At 65.5% G+C, this 20,644-nt stretch carries 18 protein-coding genes and 2 tRNA genes; 2 read left to right on the top strand and 18 right to left on the bottom strand.

The annotated features are described in order from the left end of the window. Window positions 1-3: 3 nt before the first annotated feature. On the top strand, window positions 4-432 hold the full coding sequence (locus AC1RLW_RS27415) for a DUF1810 domain-containing protein (protein ID WP_493195794.1): 429 nt from the start codon (window positions 4-6) through the stop codon (window positions 430-432). Here AC1RLW_RS27415 and AC1RLW_RS27410 read toward each other — a convergent pair whose 3' ends face one another. Both AC1RLW_RS27410 and AC1RLW_RS27405 read right to left on the bottom strand, forming a co-directional pair. Next, entirely contained in the window at window positions 433-759 is a 327-nt protein-coding gene (locus AC1RLW_RS27410) for a hypothetical protein (RefSeq protein ID WP_493195793.1), read from the bottom strand. Window positions 760-791: 32 nt separating this feature from the next. Then, window positions 792-1,283 (bottom strand): ferritin-like domain-containing protein, encoded by a 492-nt coding sequence (locus AC1RLW_RS27405; protein ID WP_493195792.1) that lies wholly within the window; start codon window positions 1,281-1,283, stop codon window positions 792-794. Between the two features lie 266 nt (window positions 1,284-1,549). On the opposite strand from AC1RLW_RS27405, the gene AC1RLW_RS27400 reads away from it, so the two are divergent. Next, entirely contained in the window at window positions 1,550-1,978 is a 429-nt protein-coding gene (locus tag AC1RLW_RS27400) for a low affinity iron permease family protein (RefSeq protein WP_095743449.1), read from the top strand. 83 nt (window positions 1,979-2,061) lie between these two features. Here the strand turns inward: AC1RLW_RS27400 and AC1RLW_RS27395 are convergent. The 16 genes from AC1RLW_RS27395 to AC1RLW_RS27320 form a co-directional block, all read right to left on the bottom strand. Further along, window positions 2,062-2,137 (bottom strand) — tRNA-Phe (locus tag AC1RLW_RS27395). Between the two features lie 18 nt (window positions 2,138-2,155). Continuing rightward, window positions 2,156-2,857: a response regulator gene (locus tag AC1RLW_RS27390; protein ID WP_062480363.1), complete on the bottom strand. Its 702-nt coding sequence runs from the start codon at window positions 2,855-2,857 to the stop codon at window positions 2,156-2,158. A gap of 77 nt (window positions 2,858-2,934) precedes the next feature. Further along, entirely contained in the window at window positions 2,935-5,265 is a 2,331-nt protein-coding gene (locus AC1RLW_RS27385) for a sensor histidine kinase (RefSeq protein ID WP_062480362.1), read from the bottom strand. Continuing rightward, window positions 5,262-5,831, bottom strand: coding sequence for a DUF4390 domain-containing protein (locus tag AC1RLW_RS27380; RefSeq protein WP_175497139.1), 570 nt, complete (start codon window positions 5,829-5,831; stop codon window positions 5,262-5,264). The genes AC1RLW_RS27385 and AC1RLW_RS27380 overlap by 4 nt, the downstream gene beginning before the upstream one ends. A 52-nt stretch (window positions 5,832-5,883) precedes the next feature. Then, window positions 5,884-7,272, bottom strand: a complete 1,389-nt coding sequence (gene rsmB, locus AC1RLW_RS27375) for a 16S rRNA (cytosine(967)-C(5))-methyltransferase RsmB (RefSeq protein ID WP_493195791.1) — start codon at window positions 7,270-7,272, stop codon at window positions 5,884-5,886. A 94-nt stretch (window positions 7,273-7,366) separates the two neighbouring features. Continuing rightward, entirely contained in the window at window positions 7,367-7,966 is a 600-nt protein-coding gene (locus tag AC1RLW_RS27370; protein WP_493195790.1) for a LemA family protein, read from the bottom strand. Between the two features lie 115 nt (window positions 7,967-8,081). Then, window positions 8,082-12,317 (bottom strand): DNA-directed RNA polymerase subunit beta', encoded by a 4,236-nt coding sequence (gene rpoC, locus AC1RLW_RS27365; protein WP_062479330.1) that lies wholly within the window; start codon window positions 12,315-12,317, stop codon window positions 8,082-8,084. A 21-nt stretch (window positions 12,318-12,338) separates the two neighbouring features. Then, the gene (gene rpoB, locus AC1RLW_RS27360; protein WP_095743426.1) at window positions 12,339-16,463 is read right to left on the bottom strand and encodes a DNA-directed RNA polymerase subunit beta; all 4,125 of its coding nucleotides are present in this window, start codon (window positions 16,461-16,463) and stop codon (window positions 12,339-12,341) included. 301 nt (window positions 16,464-16,764) lie between these two features. Then, window positions 16,765-17,139, bottom strand: a complete 375-nt coding sequence (gene rplL / locus AC1RLW_RS27355; RefSeq protein WP_070063901.1) for a 50S ribosomal protein L7/L12 — start codon at window positions 17,137-17,139, stop codon at window positions 16,765-16,767. Between the two features lie 47 nt (window positions 17,140-17,186). After that, window positions 17,187-17,726 carry a 50S ribosomal protein L10 gene (gene rplJ / locus AC1RLW_RS27350; RefSeq protein WP_056584633.1) on the bottom strand — a complete coding sequence of 180 codons (540 nt, stop codon included), beginning with the start codon at window positions 17,724-17,726 and terminating at the stop codon, window positions 17,187-17,189. A 246-nt stretch (window positions 17,727-17,972) separates the two neighbouring features. Continuing rightward, window positions 17,973-18,671 carry a 50S ribosomal protein L1 gene (rplA, locus tag AC1RLW_RS27345; protein ID WP_062479319.1) on the bottom strand — a complete coding sequence of 233 codons (699 nt, stop codon included), beginning with the start codon at window positions 18,669-18,671 and terminating at the stop codon, window positions 17,973-17,975. After that, window positions 18,672-19,103, bottom strand: a complete 432-nt coding sequence (gene rplK, locus AC1RLW_RS27340; protein WP_056584627.1) for a 50S ribosomal protein L11 — start codon at window positions 19,101-19,103, stop codon at window positions 18,672-18,674. Window positions 19,104-19,244: 141 nt separating this feature from the next. Beyond that, complete coding sequence (gene nusG / locus AC1RLW_RS27335) at window positions 19,245-19,856, bottom strand: transcription termination/antitermination protein NusG (RefSeq protein WP_062479316.1); 612 nt, start codon at window positions 19,854-19,856, stop codon at window positions 19,245-19,247. Then, window positions 19,856-20,239: a preprotein translocase subunit SecE gene (gene secE / locus AC1RLW_RS27330; protein WP_062479313.1), complete on the bottom strand. Its 384-nt coding sequence runs from the start codon at window positions 20,237-20,239 to the stop codon at window positions 19,856-19,858. Before secE ends, nusG begins: the two co-directional genes overlap by 1 nt. A 101-nt stretch (window positions 20,240-20,340) precedes the next feature. Beyond that, window positions 20,341-20,416, bottom strand: a tRNA-Trp gene (locus AC1RLW_RS27325). Window positions 20,417-20,437: 21 nt separating this feature from the next. Further along, window positions 20,438-20,644 (bottom strand): EF-Tu C-terminal domain-related protein (locus AC1RLW_RS27320; RefSeq protein WP_493195788.1); only part of this gene is annotated, 207 nt, incomplete at its 5' end.

Below are 20,644 nucleotides of genomic sequence, written 5' to 3'. Positions count from 1 at the left end.
CACATGACCATCGACTGGCACCTCGAACGCTTCGTGGCGGCGCAAGAGCCCGTCTACGCCCAGGTCTGCGCGGAACTCGCGGCTGGACGCAAGCGCACGCACTGGATGTGGTTCGTGTTTCCTCAACTGAAGGCGCTGGGCCGCAGTGCGACCGCGCAGTTCTTCGGCCTCGACGGTACCGCCGAGGCGACGGCGTACTGGCAGCACGCTGTGCTCGGTGAGCGACTGCGCCACTGCGCGGAGCTGGTGCGCGCCCTGCCCGGCACCGATGCGCATCAGGTCTTCGGCTCGCCGGACGACCTCAAGCTGCGCTCCTGCATGACGCTGTTCGAAATCGTGGCGCCTGAAGCCCCCGTGTTCGGCGATGTGCTGGTGCAGTACTTCAACGGAGCGCGGGACGACGCGACGATCGCACTCGTCCGAGCTGCGTGATCAGAACCGGCCCTGGCCGTCTCCCGTGCGGTCATGCGCCCAGCGAATGGCTTGCTGCTCGGCGTGGCGCAGCGCCTCGGCCTCGCTGCCGTACGCGACGTTGTCCGTGTCGGGCGGCAGGCGCTGCTCCGCGCCTTCGACGTTGCCGCCCCCATAGGCGCGGCAGAAGACCACCGGCCTGAAGGTCTGATCGTCCACCCGCTGCGCGGCGCACGAAAACCACCAGCCGAGGTAGCTGAAAGTGAGAAGGCGCTCGCCGACGCCGTCCGCAACTTCCGTCGCGGACGGCGCACGGGGCATGGCTGGCGCGTGGCTGTCACCGGTCATGGTGAAAGGCATCCCGAGGTGCCGGCCGGTCGTCAGCCCTTGGCGCTGCGGAATTGATCGCGCAGGCCCTTGATCTGGTCGTGGTTGGCCTGCGCGCCGTCGGCCTGGCGCTGCACCAGCATGCGCACCTCGGCCGGCAGGTCGGCCTTCAGGGCCTTGCGGTAGCGCGCGAGCGCCGCGTCCTCGCCGCGCTCGCATTCCTCGAGCATCGACAGCGGGCTGTTCGCGCCGACCGCGCCCTTCACATGCACCCAGCCGCGATGCACGGCACCGCTGACCGTGCCGCCGTCGTCGGGTTTGCCGCCGAGCTGGCGGATGAGTGCGGCGAGTTCGGATGCCGCGCTGGCGCATTGCGAAGCGCGGCTTTCGAACACCGGCTTCAGTTGCGCCGAGTCGACTTCCTTCGCGCAGGCGCGAAAGCCGTACTCGCCGTCGCGCGCGCTCTCCAGAAGGTCGTTCAGAACGTCGATCACCTGATCGTTGGACACCGCGTCCGCGGTGGTTGCCTGGGTATCGTTGGCCATGGGTGGTTGCTCCTTGAAGGCCGGTCGCCAAAGCGAGGGCCGGGTTGAGAAAGAAAGACTGCAATGAGCCTTCATGGTCGACACGGTGCGGGAAGCGCCCTGTCGTCTCGACCCGACGACGCGTGTAAGCCGTGTCCGAGGCCACGGCCGCGCGCCGCTATGCGCCGACAGCCTCAGGGGAATTGCGATGCCATGCGAGGCGGGCCTCGGCTGACGCGCTCGCGCGCACCACCGCGGCAGCATCGCCCCGACTGGAGAACACGCGCATGGAGCGACTCTTTGATTCCTTCGCCAACACCGTCGCACGCTGGACGGGCAGCCCGGCGGCCTTCCTGGTCTGCGTGGTCGTCGTCGTGGCCTGGGCAGTCGCGGGGCCGTTCTTCGGCTTTTCGGAAACGTGGCAGCTGGTGATCAACACGGGCACCACCATCGTCACCTTCCTCATGGTGTTCCTGATCCAGAACACGCAGAACCGCGACAGCGTCGCCCTGCAGACCAAGCTCGACGAACTGATCCGCACCTCCGACGCGGAGGACGACTTCATCGGCATCGAGCGGCTCACGGACAAGGAGCTGATCGCGCTGCACGCGCGCTGCGAGGCGGCGGCCAAGCAGAGCCAGGCCACGCTGGCGAAGACGCGGGCCGAACGCAGGCGCCGCGGGCATGACGACATCAACGGGGATCGGGCCGGGTAGCGGGAGCGGGAGCGAGATTCCCCAAACACGACGCCAGAATGCAAAAAGCCCAACCTGGGAAGGTCGGGCTTTTTGACTGAATTTGGTGGCCTGGGGCGGAATCGAACCACCGACACGCGGATTTTCAATCCGCTGCTCTACCAACTGAGCTACCGGGCCATTGTGTGCAGCCTTAAATTATACAGCGCTTCTGCGGCCTCGGGAAAGATCCACACCCAATTGTTTGAGTTTTCTGTACAGGTGGGTGCGCTCGAGGCCGGTTTTCTCAGCCACGCGGGTCATCGAACCGTTCTCCATCGCCAGGTGGAACTCGAAGTAGGCCTTCTCGAAACCGTCGCGCGCATCGCGCAGCGGGCGGTCGAGGTCGAAGCTCTGGGTCGACTGCGGACCCGCGTCGGCCACCGGCACGGCCGCCAGCGACGCCATCAGCAGGCTGTCGCCCGTGGTCGTGATGGCGGCGGCCTGGTGGGCGCCCGTGGGCGGCGGCACCACGCCGGCGGCGGTGCGGCGAGCGCTCTCGCGCGCCAGCCCCTGCTCCACCGCCTTGAGCAGCTTCTGCAGCGTGATGGGTTTTTCGAGGAACGCGAAGGCGCCGATACGCGTGGCATCGACCGCGGTGTCAATGGTGGCGTGCCCGCTCATCATGATGACCGGCATGCTCAGCAGGCCCGCGGTGGACCACTCCTTGAGCAAGGTGACGCCGTCGGTGTCCGGCATCCAGATGTCGAGCAGCACGAGATCGGGCCGGGCGCGTTGTCGGGCCGCGCGGGCTTCGGCGGCGTTTTCCGCGAGCTCCACGTTGTGGCCTTCGTCATTGAGAATTTCGAAGAGCAGGTCCCTGATGCCCAGCTCGTCATCGACCACGAGAATGTTTGCCATGAGTGCTGCTTGTTGTATGCGCTGGTGTGTATTGATCCGCTCCCGATCCAGCCCCTATGCGCTGGATTCGCCGGTACTCAGGCGGACGAAGATTTCGAATCTTCGGTGTGAGCGACCGCTGCCCGCGGTTCGCCTGCCAGCGCGAATGATAGCGAGACTTGCGCCCCCGCCACAGCCCCGTCGACGACACGGTTGGAAAGCTCGATGCGCGCGCCGTGTTCGTCGGCGATCTTCTTGACGACGGCCAGGCCCAAACCGGTACCTTTTGTTTTCGTGGTGACGTAGGGCTCGAAGGCGCGCTTGAGGATGTTTTCGGCAAAGCCGGGGCCGCTGTCCTGCACGGTGAGGCGCACGCGCTGGCCCGAATCGCCCAGCCGGGTGCGGATGACGACCTCGCCCACCCGGCCCGTGCCGCTGGCGGCGGCCTCGGCGGCGTCCTGTGCGTTCTGCAACAGGTTGTGCACGACCTGGCGGATCTGCTGTTCGTCGCCGCGCACAGGCGGGCAGCGCTCGTCGAGCTCCGAACGCAGCGTGATCGGCAAGTTCTCGGCGTGATACAGCTGCAGCACGTCGGCCAGCAGCGCATTGAGGTCGACCGGCTTGAGGTCGGCCGCGGGCAGTCGCGCGTAGTCGCGGAATTCGTTCACCAGCCGCTTCATGGCATCGACCTGGTCGACGATGGTCTTGACCGACTTCACCAGGATGGCCTGCTCGGGCGGCTCGACCTTGCCCGAGAGCTTCATCTCGAGCCGCTCGGCCGACAGCTGGATCGGCGTGAGCGGGTTCTTGATCTCGTGCGCGAGGCGGCGTGCCACCTCGCCCCAGGCCTGTGCGCGCTGGGCCGAGACGATTTCGGAGATGTCGTCGAACACCAGCAGCCGCGCATCGCCCGGCAACTCGGCGCCGCGCGCGACGATGTTGATGGCGTCGTCCTGCTGCGGCAGGTCGTTGCCGGTGGCGTGCAGCTCGAAGGCGTGCTGCCAGTGATCAAGGCCGTGCTGCATGCGCTCGACCAGGAACTCGTCGAACTGCTGCTGCACCTTGGCGCCGAAATCGGCCAGCCCCGGCACATCGACCAGCGCCTTGCCTTCATAGGCGGCGAGCGGCGCGCGCAGCACGCGGGTGGCGCCCGGGTTGGTGGACAGCACGGTGCCCTTGGCGTCGAGCACGATCACGCCCGAGGTCAGGTTGTCCAGGATGGTCTGCAGGTTGCCGCGGGCGGCGTCGAGCTGGTCCATGGTCTTCTCGACCGCGCCGCGGGCGTCGGCCAGCTGCTGGGTCATGACGGCGAACGAGCGCGTGAGGCCGCCCAACTCGTCCTTGCCCTGCAGCACGGCGGTGGGCCGCAAGTCGCCGGCGGCCACCTGGCGCACGCCGTCGGCCAGCACGAGCAGCGGCCGTGCGAGCTGGTTGCCGAACAGCACGGCCAGCAGCACCGCGCCGAACACGGCGAGGAACAGGCTCAGCGTGAGCGTGCCGATGTACATGCGCCGCAGGCCCTCGCGCGCGAGGGCCCGCTCCTGGTACTCGCGGTTGGCCTCCTGCACGGCCAGGGCGTTGGCGACCACCGCCGGCGGCAGCGGCCGCGTGACCTGCAGGTAGCGCGGCGCGGTGTCGAAATCGAAGCCCGGGCGCTGCACCATGGCCAGTGCGCGCACGCTGGCGCTCGACGGCGTGGCGCTGGGCAAGGCGGTTTCCTCCAGGCCCTCGACATGCGCGACGGCGCGGTCGGGCCGCACCTGGCGGAACTGCTGCGCCGTCGGCCGCTCGGGGTTGAGCTGGAAGCGCGACGCGCCCGCGCTGGCCACGAGCTGGCCCGAACCGGTCCAGAGGATCACGTCGCTGGCTTCGAGCTGGTCGCGGATGCGCTCCAGCAGCAGCCCCGCGCTCGCGTCGGGCACCTGCGACAGCTGGGCGCTGGCGGTGCGGGTCTTGGCGGCGAGGTCGTCGGACAGCGAATCGAGCGTGGCCCGGCCCAGGTTCAGGCCGGCATCGAGCGCGCCCTCGACCTTGACGTCGAACCAGCTCTCGATCGAGCGCGCGACGAATTGGTAGGACACCACGTAGACCAGCGCCCCGGGCACCACCCCCACGAGCGCGAAGATGGCAGCGAGCTTGATCAGCAGCCGGCTGCCGAACTTGCCCTGGCGCAACCGCCGCAGCAGCCGGAACGCGACCCAGCCGATCACCAGCACCAGCAGCACGGCCACCACCACGTTGATGCCGAACAGGCGCACGTAGTAGCGCTCGTACAGCGCGCGGTTGTTGGTGGCCTGGGCCAGCAGGAACATCAGCACCAGGCCGATGGCCGTAACCATCGCGGCGCCGACGCCCACGGCCCAGCGCAGCGCGCGCGAGCGGCGGGCGGCAGGCGTGGCCGCGGCGCCGCTGCGCGGCTTGCTGCTCACCGCTGCTTCTCCAACGGCAGCCGGGCGGTGCGCTCGGCGGCGATGTTCCACTCGGCCTGCCCGACCATGCCGATCTGGAAAGGACGCGGCAGCTGCGAGGTGTCGAGCCGGAAACGGAAGGTGACCTGGTGCAGCGGCTCGTCGCCGATCTCGGCGGCGTCGCCCAGCCGCAACCGGCCGATGCGCTTGATGGCCTCGAGCGCGTCGCCGAGGCTGTCGAAGTTCTGGTTCAGCGAGATGCCGAAGCCGGCGGCGCCGGTGATCGGCACCGGCGACACATTCAGCCGCCAGCGGCGCGTGAGGGGCTGGTAGGCCAGCCGCATGTGGCGCGCCACCTGGGCGACCTTGCGGTCGGTCCAGTACCAGCGCTCCTGGAAGACCTCGGCCTCGGCCACGAAATAGATGGCGATGCCCTTGTCGAGCACGTCTTCCACCAGCGTGGGCAGTTCGAACTGCACGGCCGCGCTCAGGTAGACGCCATCGTCGGCCTGCTCCAGGCGCATCTGGGTGATGGTGGCGCCGCCGGGCCTGCCCTGGGCGGTGGCGGCGGCCGGGAACAGGGCCATCCACAGGGCCCAGGCCAGCCACAGGCCGGCCAGCAGGATCGACCGGCGGCCGTCAGTGCGGCGCGGGTTTTTCAAGCAGGGCGTAGAAGAAGCCGTCGTGGTCACCAGAGGGATTGTCCGGGACGCCACAGGCATTCGCCCCACTTTGAGGCAGCAAGTGTCCTGGGGACGGCAGCAAACGGGCGTCGGTGTTGCGTACAAGAAACGCATCAATTTGTTGCGAGCCTTCTTCGCGGAACACGGAACAGGTGCAATAAAGCAGCCGGCCGCCGGGCCGCACGAGCGGCCACAGCGCAGCCAGGAGCATCGCCTGCTGGGTCGCCAGCTGGGCGGTGTCGCTCTCGCGGCGCAGCCAGCGCACGTCGGGATGGCGCCGCACGATGCCCGAAGCGGTGCACGGGGCGTCCAGCAGGATGGCGTCGAACAGGGCGTCGTCCCACCAGTCGGCGGTGCGGCCAGCATCGGCCACCACCACCTTGGCCTTCAGGCCGAGGCGCGCGAGCGTCTCGTCGATGCGGCGGCTGCGCACGGCGTCGACCTCCAGCGCGGTCACCTCGACGGCGCCGGGGCCGGCCCGTTCGATCAGGTGCGCGGTCTTGCCGCCGGGGGCGGCGCAGGCGTCCAGCACGCGCAGCGGTGCGGTGCCGGGCGTGGCGGGCACCAGGCCGTCGAGCAGCAAGGGAGCCGCGAGTTGCGCGGCGGCGTCCTGCACCGAGCAGGCGCCGTCGGCGAAACCGGGCAGCTGCTGCACCGGGCGGGCCCGGGCCAGCTGCAGGCCGTCGGCCCCGACGCGCGTGGCCGCGAGGCCCACCGCTTCCAGTTCCAGCAGGTAGGCGGCCGGCGTCGATTGCAGCGCGTTGACGCGCAAGGTCATCGGCGCCTGGGCGTTGTCGGCCGACAGCACGCGCTGCCAGTCGCGCGGGTGGTCGCGCTTGAGGCGTTCGATCCACCAGCGCGGGTGGTTCCATTGCGCGACCGGTTCGGTGTCGGTGACAGCCACGAGCTCGTCGCGCTCGCGCAGGAACCGGCGCAGGCAGGCGTTGATGAAGCTGGCCTGCGCCCGGGTCGCCGGGTTGCGCTTGGCGGCTTCCACGGCCTGGTCCACCAGCGTGAAGGGTTCGTAGGGGGCGTGGTCGCTGTGCCAGGCCAGCGCGAGCGCGGTGCACAGCAAGGCGTCGGGCAGCGGCGGCGGCGTGCGCTTGGCCAGGTGGCGGCGCAGCGCCTCGGCGCGGCCGAGCCAGCGCAGCACCTGGAAGCCCAGGGCCTGCACGCCGGGGCGCAGCGCGGGCTCGACGGCCTCGAACGCAACGGTGCCCGAGGTGCCGGCGCGAATCGACGCCAGCGCCCCTGCGGTCAGTTGCAGTTGGCGCCAGAGCGGCGGTTGTTGCGGCGCCGAGGAGGCGCTGCCCGAAGAGGGGTCGGAGGAAAGATCTGCTGGCAAGTTGGAGCCGATGGTAACGGGCGAGAAAGACAGCACGCCGCGCGGTGGGAATGGAAACGAAGGCGTTACCCGCCTGTCGTCGGGTCGAGGCAGGTCAGAGCAAGGGCGCCGCAGGCCGCAGTCGCACGATCCAGGCCACCAGCAGCGCCGGGAACTGGGCGATGCCCGCGTTGTACTGCGCCACGGCCTGGTTGAACTGGCCGCGTGCGATTTCCGCCGCCGCCGACGGCTCGGGCCAGGCGATGGGCGCGGCCGGATCGGACGCACCGCCCGGGCCGGGCATCAGCGGCGCGGGCCGCGACAGCGTGCCGTCCGCGTCGAACACCGTGACCGCGCCCGGATACTGGCGCCGCCATGCCGCAATGAGCACCTGCAGCGCGGTGGCCAGCGCCGCCATGCTGCCCGGGTCGAGCGGGCGCACCCGCGTCGCACCGAGCAGGGTCGCGAGCTGCGTCGTGGCGGCCTGCAGCGGCGCCACGGTGGGCGCGCCTTCGGGCGGCGACTCGGGCCGGGGCGCGGCGGTGATGCTGGCCTGGACGAAATCCAGCTGCTTGCGAAGCGCCACGTCGAGCACGGCGTAGGCCTGCAGCACGGCCGCGCGCAGACGCACCAGCCGGTTGTAGGCGCCCACGAACCAGAACAGCAGCAGCGCGGCAACGAGCCAGCCGGCCAGCGAATCGGGCAGGACGCTCATCGGAAACAGAACCTCTTGGTCATCGGTCGGAACCCTGCGAACACAAAGAAAAACGCCCCCCGACCGGAGCGGTCGGAGGGCGTGGGCAACCGGTCATGCCGGTGATGCTAACCAGTTATTCGGTCGCGGCGCCTTCGTTGGCGTCGACCGTGCTGGTCGCTGCATCGCTGTCGCCGGAGCCGGCCAGTTCGGCGGCTTCCGACTCGGCGATGGCGCGGCGCTCGGCCTCGTCCATGGCGTCCTTGACCTTGCGGGCCTGGTGGTACGCCATGCCGGTGCCTGCGGGAATCAGGCGACCGACGATGACGTTTTCCTTCAGGCCGCGCAGCTCGTCGCGCTTGCCCATGATCGCGGCTTCGGTCAGCACGCGCGTCGTTTCCTGGAACGAAGCCGCCGAGATGAACGAGTCGGTCGACAGCGACGCCTTCGTGATACCCAGCAGCAGGTTGGTGAACGTCGCGGGGATCTTGCCTTCGGCGCGCAGGGCGTCGTTGGTGTTGAGCATTTCGCTGCGTTCGACCTGTTCGCCGGAGATGTAGCTCGTGTCGCCGATGTTGTCGACCACGACGCGGCGCAGCATCTGGCGAACGATCACCTCGATGTGCTTGTCGTTGATCTTCACACCCTGCAAACGGTACACGTCCTGCACTTCGTCCACGATGTAGCGCGCGAGTTCTTCCGAACCCAGCAGGCGCAGGATGTCCTGCGGGTCCGCCGGACCGTCGACCACGCTTTCGCCCTTGTTCACCACCTGGCCTTCGTGCACCAAGATGTTCTTTTCCTTCGGCACGAGGTCTTCGTAGACGCCGCCTTCGGGATCGGTGATCTGCAGGCGGATCTTGCCCTTCGTTTCCTTACCGAACGACACGGTACCGGTCATTTCGGCCAGCATGCCCTTGTCCTTCGGCGAACGGGCTTCGAACAGCTCGGCCACGCGCGGCAGACCGCCGGTGATGTCTCGGGTCTTCTGACCTTCGACCGGGATGCGTGCCAGCACTTCGCCGGGGCCCACGTCCTGGCCGTCGCGGATCTGCACCAGGGCGCCGATCGGGAAGCCGATCGTCACCGAGTGGTCGGTGCCGGGGATCTTCACTTCGAGGCCTTGGGCGTCGATCAGCTTGACCTGCGGACGCACGACCTTGGCAGCGCCGCGGCGCTTCGGGTCGATCACGACCAGGGTCGACAGACCGGTCACTTCGTCCACCTGCTTGGCGACCGTCAGGCCTTCCTCGACGTTCTCGAACTGCGCCTTGCCGGCGAACTCGGTAATGATCGGGCGGGTCAGCGGGTCCCAGTTGGCGAGCACGTGGCCGGCCTTGATCTGCTGGTCGGCCTTGACCGTCAGCGTGGCGCCGTACGGCACCTTGTGACGCTCGCGCTCACGGCCGTGCTCGTCATGGATGACGATCTCGCCCGAACGCGAAATCACGACCAACTCGCCCTTGCTGTTGGTCACGTAGCGCATCGTGGCGTTGAAGCCGATCGAGCCGTTCGACTTGGCTTCCACGCTCGAGGCGATGGCAGCGCGCGAAGCGGCACCACCGATGTGGAAGGTACGCATCGTCAGCTGCGTGCCGGGTTCGCCGATGGACTGGGCAGCGATCACACCGACGGCTTCGCCGATGTTGATCAGGCCGCCACGGCCCAGGTCGCGGCCGTAGCAGGTCGCGCAGATGCCGAAACGCGTTTCGCAGGTCAGCGCGGTGCGGACCTTGACTTCGTCGACGCCCTGGGCTTCCAGTGCTTCGATGTTGTCTTCGTCGAACATCTCGCCGGCCTTGAGCAGCACCGAACGGTTTTCCGGGTGCAGCACGTCGTCCGCCGCCGAGCGGCCGAGGATTCGGTCGCGCAGCGACTCGATCACTTCACCGCCTTCGACGATGGCGCGCATCAGGTAGCCGCCGTGCGTGCCGCAGTCCTGCTCGGTGACCACCAGGTCTTGCGTCACGTCGACCAGACGACGGGTCAGGTAACCCGAGTTCGCCGTCTTCAGCGCCGTGTCGGCCAGACCCTTACGGGCACCGTGGGTGGAGATGAAGTACTCCAACACGTTCAGGCCTTCGCGGAAGTTCGCGGTAATGGGCGTCTCGATGATCGAGCCGTCCGGCTTGGCCATCAGGCCCCGCATACCGGCCACCTGGCGAATCTGCGCTGCGGAACCGCGGGCGCCGGAGTCGGCCATCATGTAGATGGAGTTGAACGACTCCTGCTCGACTTCCTTGCCGTGGCGGTCGATGACCTTCTGCTTGGACAGCTTGGCCATCATGACCTTCGACACTTCGTCGCCGGCCTTGCCCCAGATGTCCACCACCTTGTTGTAGCGCTCGCCGGAGGTCACGAGACCGGAGACGTACTGCTGTTCGATCTCCTTCACTTCCTTGGCCGAGCGCTCGATGATGCCGTGCTTTTCAGCGGGCACCAGCATGTCGTCGATCGCGATCGAGATGCCGGCCTTGGTCGCCAGGCGGAAGCCGTTTTGCAGCAGCTTGTCGGCGAACACGACGGTCTCTTTCAGGCCGCACTTGCGGAACGAGACGTTGATGAGCTTGGAGATTTCCTTCTTCTTCAGCGCCTTGTTGATGTTCGAGAACGGCAGGCCCTTGGGCAGGATCTCGGACAGCAGGGCACGGCCCACGGTGGTGTCCACGAGCGAGGTCGACGGCGTGAAGACGCCGGTTTCCTTGTCCTTGGTGTACTCCGTGATACGCACCGCGACCTTGGCGGTGAGCTCGACTTCGTTGGCGTCCAGCGCGCGCTGCACTTCACCGATGTCGGAGAAGATCAGGCCCTCGCCCTTGCCGTTGATGCGGTCGCGGGTCGTGTAGTACAGACCCAGCACCACGTCCTGCGAAGGAACGATCGACGGTTCGCCCGAAGCCGGGAACAGCACGTTGTTGGAGGCCAGCATCAGCGTGCGGGCTTCCATCTGCGCTTCCACCGACAGCGGCACGTGGACAGCCATCTGGTCGCCGTCGAAGTCGGCGTTGAAGGCCGCGCAAACGAGCGGGTGCAGCTGGATGGCCTTGCCTTCGATCAGGATCGGCTCGAACGCCTGGATGCCCAAACGGTGCAGCGTAGGCGCACGGTTCAGCATGACCGGGTGTTCCTTGATCACTTCTTCCAGGATGTCCCAGACCACCGGCGTGCCCGATTCGACTTCCTTCTTGGCAGCCTTGATCGTGGTCGCGATGCCCATGGCTTCCAGGCGCGAGAAGATGAAGGGCTTGAACAGCTCGAGCGCCATCAGCTTGGGCAGGCCGCACTGGTGCAGCTTGAGCGTCGGGCCCACCACGATGACCGAACGGCCCGAGTAGTCCACGCGCTTGCCCAGCAGGTTCTGGCGGAAACGACCGCTCTTGCCCTTGATCATGTCGGCCAGCGACTTCAGCGCGCGCTTGTTGGCGCCCGTCATGGCCTTGCCACGGCGGCCGTTGTCCAGCAGCGAGTCGACAGCCTCTTGCAGCATCCGCTTTTCGTTGCGCGCGATGATTTCCGGAGCCTTCAGCTCCAGCAGGCGGCGCAGACGCGAGTTGCGGTTGATGACGCGGCGGTACAGGTCGTTCAGGTCGGAGGTCGCGAAGCGGCCGCCGTCCAGCGGCACCAGCGGACGCAGGTCCGGCGGCAGCACGGGCAGCACTTCGAGCACCATCCACTGGGGCTTGATGCCCGACTTGCGGAAGGCCTCGAGCACCTTCAGGCGCTTGGAGTTCTTCTTGACCTTGACTTCGGAGCCGGTCAGGTCGCCGCGCAGGCGTTCGATCTCGCTGTCGAGTTCGATGCCTTCGAGCAGGTCCTTGATGCCTTCGGCGCCCATCTTGGCGATGAACTCGTCACCGTATTCCTTGCGCTTGGCGTCGTAGTCGTCCTCGGACATGATGCCGAACTTCTTCAGCGGGGTCATGCCGGGGTCGGTGATCACGTACGCTTCGAAGTACAGCACGCGTTCGATGTCGCGCAGCGTCATGTCGAGCACGAGGCCCAGGCGCGACGGCAGCGACTTCAGGAACCAGATGTGGGCGCAGGGCGCGGCCAGGTCGATGTGACCCATGCGCTCGCGACGCACCTTGGTCTGCGTGACTTCAACGCCGCACTTCTCGCAGATCACGCCGCGGTGCTTCAGGCGCTTGTACTTGCCGCACAGGCACTCGTAGTCCTTGATGGGGCCGAAGATCTTGGCGCAGAACAGACCGTCGCGCTCGGGCTTGAACGTGCGGTAGTTGATCGTCTCAGGCTTCTTCACCTCGCCGAAAGACCACGAACGGATCTTCTCGGGCGAAGCCATGCCGATCTTGATGGCATCGAAATGCTCATCGGGCGTGAATTGCTTGAACAGGTCGAGTAGCGATTTCATAAGACTCTTTCCCTTTTCAACTTAGGAACGCTCGAGCTCGATGTCGAGACCCAGCGAACGAATTTCCTTGACCAGCACGTTGAACGATTCCGGCATGCCGGCTTCGATCGAGTGCTCGCCCTTGACGATGCTTTCGTACACCTTGGTACGGCCTTGCACGTCGTCGGACTTCACGGTCAGCATTTCCTGCAGGACGTAGGCGGCGCCGTAAGCTTCCAGCGCCCACACTTCCATTTCACCGAAACGCTGGCCGCCGAACTGCGCCTTGCCGCCCAGCGGTTGCTGCGTGACGAGCGAGTACGGGCCGGTCGAACGGGCGTGCATCTTGTCGTCCACCAGGTGGTGCAGCTTCAAGAAGTGCATGTAGCCGACGGTGACGGGACGCTCGAACTGGTCGCCGGTGCGGCCGTCGTACAGGTAGGCCTGCGTGCGCGTCTCGGTCAGGCCCTTGAGCTTGGCGATGTCGTCCGGGTAGGCGAGCTTGAGCATGCCGCGGATTTCTTCTTCCGAGGCGCCGTCGAACACCGGCGTCGCGAAGGTCGCGCCGCTTTGCAGGTTCGCCGCCATGGCGAGCAGCTCGGTGTCGCTCAGCTGGTCGAGCTCTTCCTTGCGGCCCGAGCCGTTGTACAGCTGCTCCATGAACTTGCGCAGCTCGGCCACCTTGGCCTCTTGCTGCAGCAGGTCACCGATGCGCTGGCCGATGCCCTTGCCGGCCCAGCCCAGATGCACTTCGAGCACCTGGCCCACGTTCATCCGCGAAGGCACGCCCAGCGGGTTCAGGCAGATGTCGCACGGCGTGCCGTCGGCCATGTGGGGCATGTCTTCGACCGGAACGATCTTGGACACCACACCCTTGTTGCCGTGACGGCCGGCCATCTTGTCGCCGGGTTGCAGGCGGCGTTTGACGGCCAGGTAGACCTTGACCATCTTGAGCACGCCCGCGGGCAGCTCGTCGCCTTGCGTGAGCTTCTTGCGCTTTTCTTCGAACGCGAGGTCGAAGCTGTGGCGCGTCTGCTCCAGCGAGTTCTTGATCGACTCGAGCTGCGAGGCCACGTCGTCTTCTGCTGGGCGGATGTCGAACCAGTGGAACTTCTCGACCGACGACAGGTAGGCCTTGTCGAGCTTGGTGCCCTTGGCCAGCTTGTTCGGGCCGCCGTTGGCGACCTTGCCGGTCAAGAGCTTCTCGATACGGTCGAACGCGTCGGCTTCGACGATGCGCAGCTGGTCGTTCAGGTCGAGGCGGAAGCGCTTGAGTTCATCGTCGATGATCTGCTGGGCGCGCTTGTCGCGCTGGATGCCTTCGCGGGTGAACACCTGCACGTCGATCACGGTGCCTTGCGAGCCCTGGTCCACGCGCAGCGAGGTGTCCTTCACGTCGGAAGCCTTCTCGCCGAAGATGGCGCGAAGCAGCTTCTCTTCCGGCGTCAGCGTGGTCTCGCCCTTCGGCGTGACCTTGCCCACCAGCGTGTCGCCCGGCTGCACTTCGGCGCCGACATAGATGATGCCGGATTCGTCGAGGCGGTTGAGCTGCTGCTCGGCCAGGTTCGGGATGTCGCGCGTGATTTCTTCGGCGCCCAGCTTCGTGTCGCGAGCCATCACCACCAGTTCCTCGATGTGGATCGAGGTGTAGCGGTCTTCGGCGACGACGCGTTCCGAGATCAGGATCGAGTCTTCGAAGTTGTAGCCGTTCCAGGGCATGAACGCGATCAGCATGTTCTGGCCGAGGGCCAGTTCGCCGAGGTCGGTCGATGCGCCGTCGGCCACCACGTCGCCCTTGGCGATCTTGTCGCCGCGCTTGACGATGGGGCGCTGGTGGATGTTGGTGTTCTGGTTCGAACGCTGATACTTGATCAGGTTGTAGATGTCCACACCGACTTCACCGGCTGCCGCTTCGGCGTCGTTCACGCGCACCACGACACGGGTCGCATCGACGTAGTCGACGATACCGCCGCGGGTGGCCGTGACCACGGTGCCCGAGTCGACCGCGGAAACGCGCTCGATGCCGGTACCGACCATCGGCTTTTCGGGGCGCAGCACAGGCACGGCCTGACGCTGCATGTTGGCGCCCATCAACGCGCGGTTCGCATCGTCGTGCTCCAGGAACGGCACGAGCGAGGCGGCCACCGACACGATCTGCGCGGGCGACACGTCCATGTACTGGATGCGCTCGGCACCGACCAGGATCGATTCGCCGGCTTCACGCGCGGAGACCAGGTCACCGGTCAGCTTGCCGTCCTTGTCCAGGACCGCGTTGGCCTGGGCGATGACGTACTTGCCTTCTTCGATGGCCGACAGGTAGTCGATGTCCATCGTGACCTTGCTGTCGACCACGCGGCGGTACGGCGTCTCGATGAAGCCGTACTCGTTCAGGCGGGCGTACAGGGCCAGCGAGTTGATCAGACCGATGTTCGGGCCTTCAGGCGTTTCGATCGGGCACACGCGACCGTAGTGGGTCACGTGCACGTCGCGCACTTCGAAGCCGGCACGTTCACGCGTCAGACCACCCGGGCCAAGGGCCGACACGCGGCGCTTGTGGGTGATTTCGGACAGCGGGTTCGTCTGGTCCATGAACTGCGACAGCTGCGAGGCACCGAAGAATTCCTTCAGCGCGGCCGAGATCGGCTTGCTGTTGATCAGGTCGTGCGGCATCAGCGGCTCTTGCTCGGCCTGACCCAGACGTTCCTTCACGGCCTTCTCGATACGTGCCAGGCCGGTGCGGTACTGGTTTTCGGCCAGTTCGCCGACGCAACGCACGCGGCGGTTGCCCAGGTGGTCGATGTCGTCGACTTCGCCGTTGCCGTTGCGCAGGTCCACGAGGATCTTGACGACAGCCAGGATGTCTTCGTTGGTCAGCACCATCGGGCCGGTCGATTCGTCGCGGCCGACCTTGGCGTTGAACTTCATGCGGCCCACGCGCGACAGGTCGTACGTGTCCGGGTTGTAGAACAGGCGCTGGAACAGGGCCTGCACTGCGTCTTCCGTCGGCGGCTCGCCGGGGCGCATCATGCGGTAGATGGCCACGCGCGCGGCGAACTCGTCCACCGTTTCGTCGATGCGCAGCGTCTGCGAGATGTACGCGCCCTGGTCCAGTTCGTTCGTGTAGATGACCTGAATGTCCTGCACGCCGGCCGTGCGCAGCTTCTTGAGCAGCGCTTCGGTCAGTTCGTCGTTGGCCTTGGCCAGGATTTCGCCGGAGTCGGCGTCGACGATGTTGCGAGCGATGACGCGGCCGACCAGGAAGTCTTCCGGCACGCTGATGTGCGTGGTGCCGCCCTGCTCGAGCTCACGCGTGTGACGCGCCGTGACGCGCTTGTCCTTGGCGACCACGACCTTGCCCGACTTGTCGGTGATGTCGAAGCGCGCGACTTCGCCGCGCAGGCGCTCGGAGACGAACTCCATCTGCGCGCCGCTGTCCATCAGGCGGAAGTTGTCGTTCACGAAGAAGTTCGCGAGGATCGATTCCGGGTTCAGGCCGATGGCCTTCAGCAGGATCGTGACCGGCATCTTGCGGCGACGGTCCACGCGGAAGTACAGCATGTCCTTCGGGTCGAACTCGAAGTCGAGCCACGAGCCGCGGTAAGGAATCACGCGGGCCGAGAACAGCAGCTTGCCCGAGCTGTGCGTCTTGCCCTTGTCGTGTTCGAAGAACACGCCGGGCGAACGGTGCAGCTGCGAGACGATCACGCGCTCGGTGCCGTTGATGATGAACGAACCCTTGTCGGTCATGAGCGGCACTTCGCCCATGTAGACCTCTTGTTCCTTCACTTCCTTGACCACCTTCGACTGCGAGGTCGACGACTCGCGGTCATAGATGATGAGCTGCACCTTGGCGCGCACGGCCGAGGCGAAGGTCAGACCACGGGTCTGGCACTCACGCACGTCGAACGCCGGCTTCGCCAGGTTGTACTCGAGGAACTTCATCTCGACAAAACCGTTGTGCGAGACGATCGGGAAGGCAGCGTCGAACGCGGCCTGCAGGCCTTCGACGGTGCGGTGCTTGGGGGCGATGCCGGCTTGCAGGAACGCGGTGTACGCGTCTTTCTGCATCTGCAGCAGGTAGGGGATTTCGACGACGCTGTCGCGGTTACCGAAACTTTTTCGGATGCGCTTGCGTTCGGTGTAACTGTACGCGGACGATTGGGCCATGAGAGCTCCGGTGCTTGAGATCTTCAGCGACTTGTCAGCAGTGCCGGGCGAACGGCACCACTGCTTGGCGGCTGGCCACTACCAGCCGTTGGCGGACGGCGATGCATTGCACATCGCCCGAACCAAGGGGTCTTCTGCAGTCGGGTTCAGAAGACACTCAAAAATCGTCTTGGCTTTTGCTATTCCATCGACCTTTCGGCCTCTGAAAGAACCGGCGCCAAGCCGGCTTTTGGGTGCGCTCTGAAAGCGGCAAAGGCTGGAGGGCCTTTTCAGGCACCTCCAGCCCTCTAGGGGGTCTGAATTACTTCAGTTCCACCTTGGCGCCGGCATCTTCCAGCTTCTTCTTGGCGGCTTCAGCGTCAGCCTTCGACAGGCCTTCCTTGACAGCCTTGGGAGCGGCTTCCACCAGGTCCTTGGCTTCCTTGAGGCCCAGGCCGGTGATTTCGCGCACGGCCTTGATCGCCGACACCTTGTTCGCGCCAGCATCCATCAGCATGACGTTGAATTCGGTTTGCTCTTCAGCGACTGCAGCAGCAGCGCCACCGCCGGCAGCGGGTGCCGACATGGCTGCGGCGCTCACGCCAAACTTCTCTTCGATGGCCTTGACCAGGTCGTTGAGTTCCAGGACCGTCATTGCGTCGAGCGCGGTCAGAAATGCGTCTTTATCGAATGCCATTTTTGTTTCCTAACAATTGGGTTGAATATTCAAAAACGAGGGCGCGCTCAGGCGGCCTGCGCTTCTTCTGCCGGTGCATCGGCGACGGGTGCAGCTTCGCCACCACCACGCTTCTCGGCCAGCGCCGCGAGCACGCGGGCGGTACGAGAGATCGGGGATTGCATCAAGCCCAGCAGTTGCGCCAGCAGCACTTCCTTGGAAGGGATGTTGGCCAGTTGCTTCACGCCTTCGACGTCCAGGGCCTTGCCACCGAATGCGCCACCGCGAATCACCAACTTGTCGTTGGTCTTCGCGAAATTGGCCACCACCTTTGCGGCAGCCACAGCGTCTTCGGAGAAGCCATAGATCAGCGGACCGGTCATCTGGTCGCCGACGATCTCAAACGGGCTGCCAGCGACAGCACGGCGAGCCAGCGTGTTCTTCAGAACACTCAGGGTCACACCGTTGCTGCGCGCTTCGCTGCGCAGTTTGGTCATATCGGCCACCGTGATGCCACGGTATTCCGCCATCACGAGCGTTTGAGCTTTTGCGGCGAGGCTGGTCACATCACTGATGACCGCTTCTTTCTCACTGCGATTCAGACTCAAGGTCTACTCCTTTTAATGCGACCTTCGGCCGGGGCCTCGGATCGCGCTTCATGCAGCGACCAACTGTTTCGGAACAAAAATCAAATTCCTTGCAGTGGGGTCGCCATCTGCGCTGGATACCGGAAGGATCGATCCGGCCATTAAGTGCAGCGCCCTGCACACCAGCGGTCTTGGATGGCTCGCGGCAACCGAAGCTGCCGCGACCCACCACATCTGCCCTCTCCTTGCGGGATCGGGCAAATCTCTTTAGCTCGCCGAGATGGTTTGCGTGTCCACGCGGACACCCAGACCCATGGTCGACGACACAGCCACCTTGCGCAGGTACACACCCTTGCTGGTCGCGGGCTTGGCCTTGACCAGAGCGTCGATCAGCGCGGCGAGGTTGCCTTGCAGCTTGTCGTTGTCGAACGAGCGACGGCCGATCGTGCCGTGGATGATGCCGGCTTTGTCGACGCGGAACTGGACCTGGCCAGCCTTGGCGTTCTTGACAGCGGTGGCGACGTCAGGCGTCACGGTGCCAACCTTGGGGTTGGGCATCAGGCCACGCGGGCCGAGGATCTGACCGAGCGTACCGACGACGCGCATGGCATCGGGGGCAGCGATCACGACGTCGAAAGGCATGTCGCCAGCCTTGACCATCGCAGCCAGGTCGTCCATGCCGACGATGTCGGCGCCGGCGGCCTTGGCTTCTTCAGCCTTGGCGCCTTGGGCGAACACGGCGACGCGCTTGGTCTTGCCGGTGCCGTTCGGCAGCACGACAGCACCGCGAACCACCTGGTCCGACTTCTTCGCGTCGATGCCCAGTTGCACGGCCACGTCGATCGATTCGTCGAACTTGGCGGTGGCGGCATCCTTGACGATGACGATGGCGTCAGCCAGGGGGTACAGCTTGTTGCTGTCGACCTTGCCTTGCAGCGACTTTTGCTTCTTGGTGATCTTGGACATTTACACGCCCTCCACATTCACGCCCATCGAGCGGGCCGAGCCGGCGATGGTGCGAACTGCTGCGTCGAGGTCGGCGGCAGTCAGGTCCTTCATCTTGGCCTTGGCGATTTCTTCGAGCTGAGCGCGCGTGATCTTGCCGACCTTGTCGGTGTGCGGACGGGCCGAGCCCTTGTCCAGCTTGATGGCCTTCTTGATCAAGGTGATCGCCGGAGGCGTCTTGATGATGAAGGTGAAGCTCTTGTCAGCGAACGCGGTGATGACCACCGGCAGCGGCAGACCCGGCTCGACGCCTTGGGTTTGCGCGTTGAACGCCTTGCAGAACTCCATGATGTTCAGACCGCGCTGACCCAGTGCGGGACCGATCGGCGGGGACGGGTTGGCCTTACCAGCTGGCACTTGCAGCTTGATGAAGCCGACGATTTTTTTCGCCATGCTTTGCTCCTTGCGGGTGATATCGCCTTGGCTCTCGCCGCGGCTCCCCGGGGTTAAACGACTCTTCGATCAAGGCCGCGCGCCGAGTCGGACAACGCGCAGCCGGAAACTGGCAGGCCCGCCCGAAGGCAGGCCACGGGATCAGGTCTTCTCGACCTGACCGAATTCGAGCTCCACAGGGGTGGCACGGCCGAAAATCATGACCGACACACTGACCTTGCTCTTCTCGTAATTGACGTCTTCCACCGTGCCGTTGAAGTCGGTGAACGGGCCTTCCTTGACGCGCACGAACTCACCCACGGTGAACTCGACCTTGTGGCGCGGCTTCTCGGTGCCCTGCTGCATCTGGTTGACGATGTCCTCGACCTCTTTCTGCGAGATCGGGGCCGGACGGTTCTTGGCGCCGCCCACGAAACCCGTCACCTTGTTGGTGTGCTTCACCAGGTGCCAGCTCTCGTCGTCCATGATCATTTCGACCAGCACGTAGCCCGGGAAGAAACGGCGCTCGGTGGTGCGCTTCTGGCCGTTCTTGATCTCGACCACTTCTTCGGTCGGAACCAGGATGCGGCCGAACTTGTCCTGCATGCCGGCGCGGGTGATGCGCTCGGTGATGTTGCGCTCGACAGCCTTTTCCATGCCCGAGTAGGCATGCACCACGTACCAACGCAGATCAGGGTTGGCAGCGGGGGTCAGGAGAGGGTTCTGCTCCTCTTCCGGCGTGCTCTGCGTGGTTTCAACTGCGTCGTCGGTCATTATTTTCTCCAGCCCAGAATGAGGTCAAAGAACACCCATTCGAGCGTCTTGTCGGTGAGCCAGAGGAAGACGGACATGATCGCCACGAAGGCGAACACATAGGCCGTCATCTGCATCGATTCCTTGCGGGTCGGCCACACGACCTTCTTGACCTCGCGCCACGAGTCACGACCGAAAGCCCACAGCTGGCGGCCATTCTCGGAGCTGCCGAAGGCGCCCACGGCCGCGGCCAAGCCGACCAGCAGCGCAGCCCATTGCACCAGCGAGCCTTGGCGCGACAGCAGGTAGAACGCCACGATGGCGCCCACTGCCAGCACCACCGCCGCAGCCAGCTTGGCTTTGTCGGCACCCGTGCTCACGGTTTCGATTTGAGAAGTGGCCATGTCGGCTGATTTCCTGTGGCCTCGCGGCCTTCAATTCAATGCGTCTCTTGAGACGCCGAAGCCCATCGGATCGCGATGGGCTTGTCGGGGTGCCACCTAGGTGGCAGGGGCAGTAGGAATCGAACCTACAACCTTCGGTTTTGGAGACCGACGCTCTGCCAATTGAGCTATACCCCTCCGGTACTCTTTACGCTCGGCTTAGATGTCGAGGATCTTGGCCACGACGCCCGAACCCACGGTACGGCCGCCTTCACGGATGGCGAAGCGCAGGCCTTCTTCCATCGCGATCGGGTTGATCAGCTTCACGGTGATGCTGACGTTGTCGCCAGGCATGACCATTTCCTTGTCCGCGGGCAGCTCGATCGCGCCGGTCACGTCCGTCGTGCGGAAGTAGAACTGCGGACG

It is taken from the genome of Variovorax sp. GW822-FHT04A09 (genome assembly GCF_058801005.1).
This window is presented reverse-complemented; position numbering and strand designations above follow the sequence as displayed.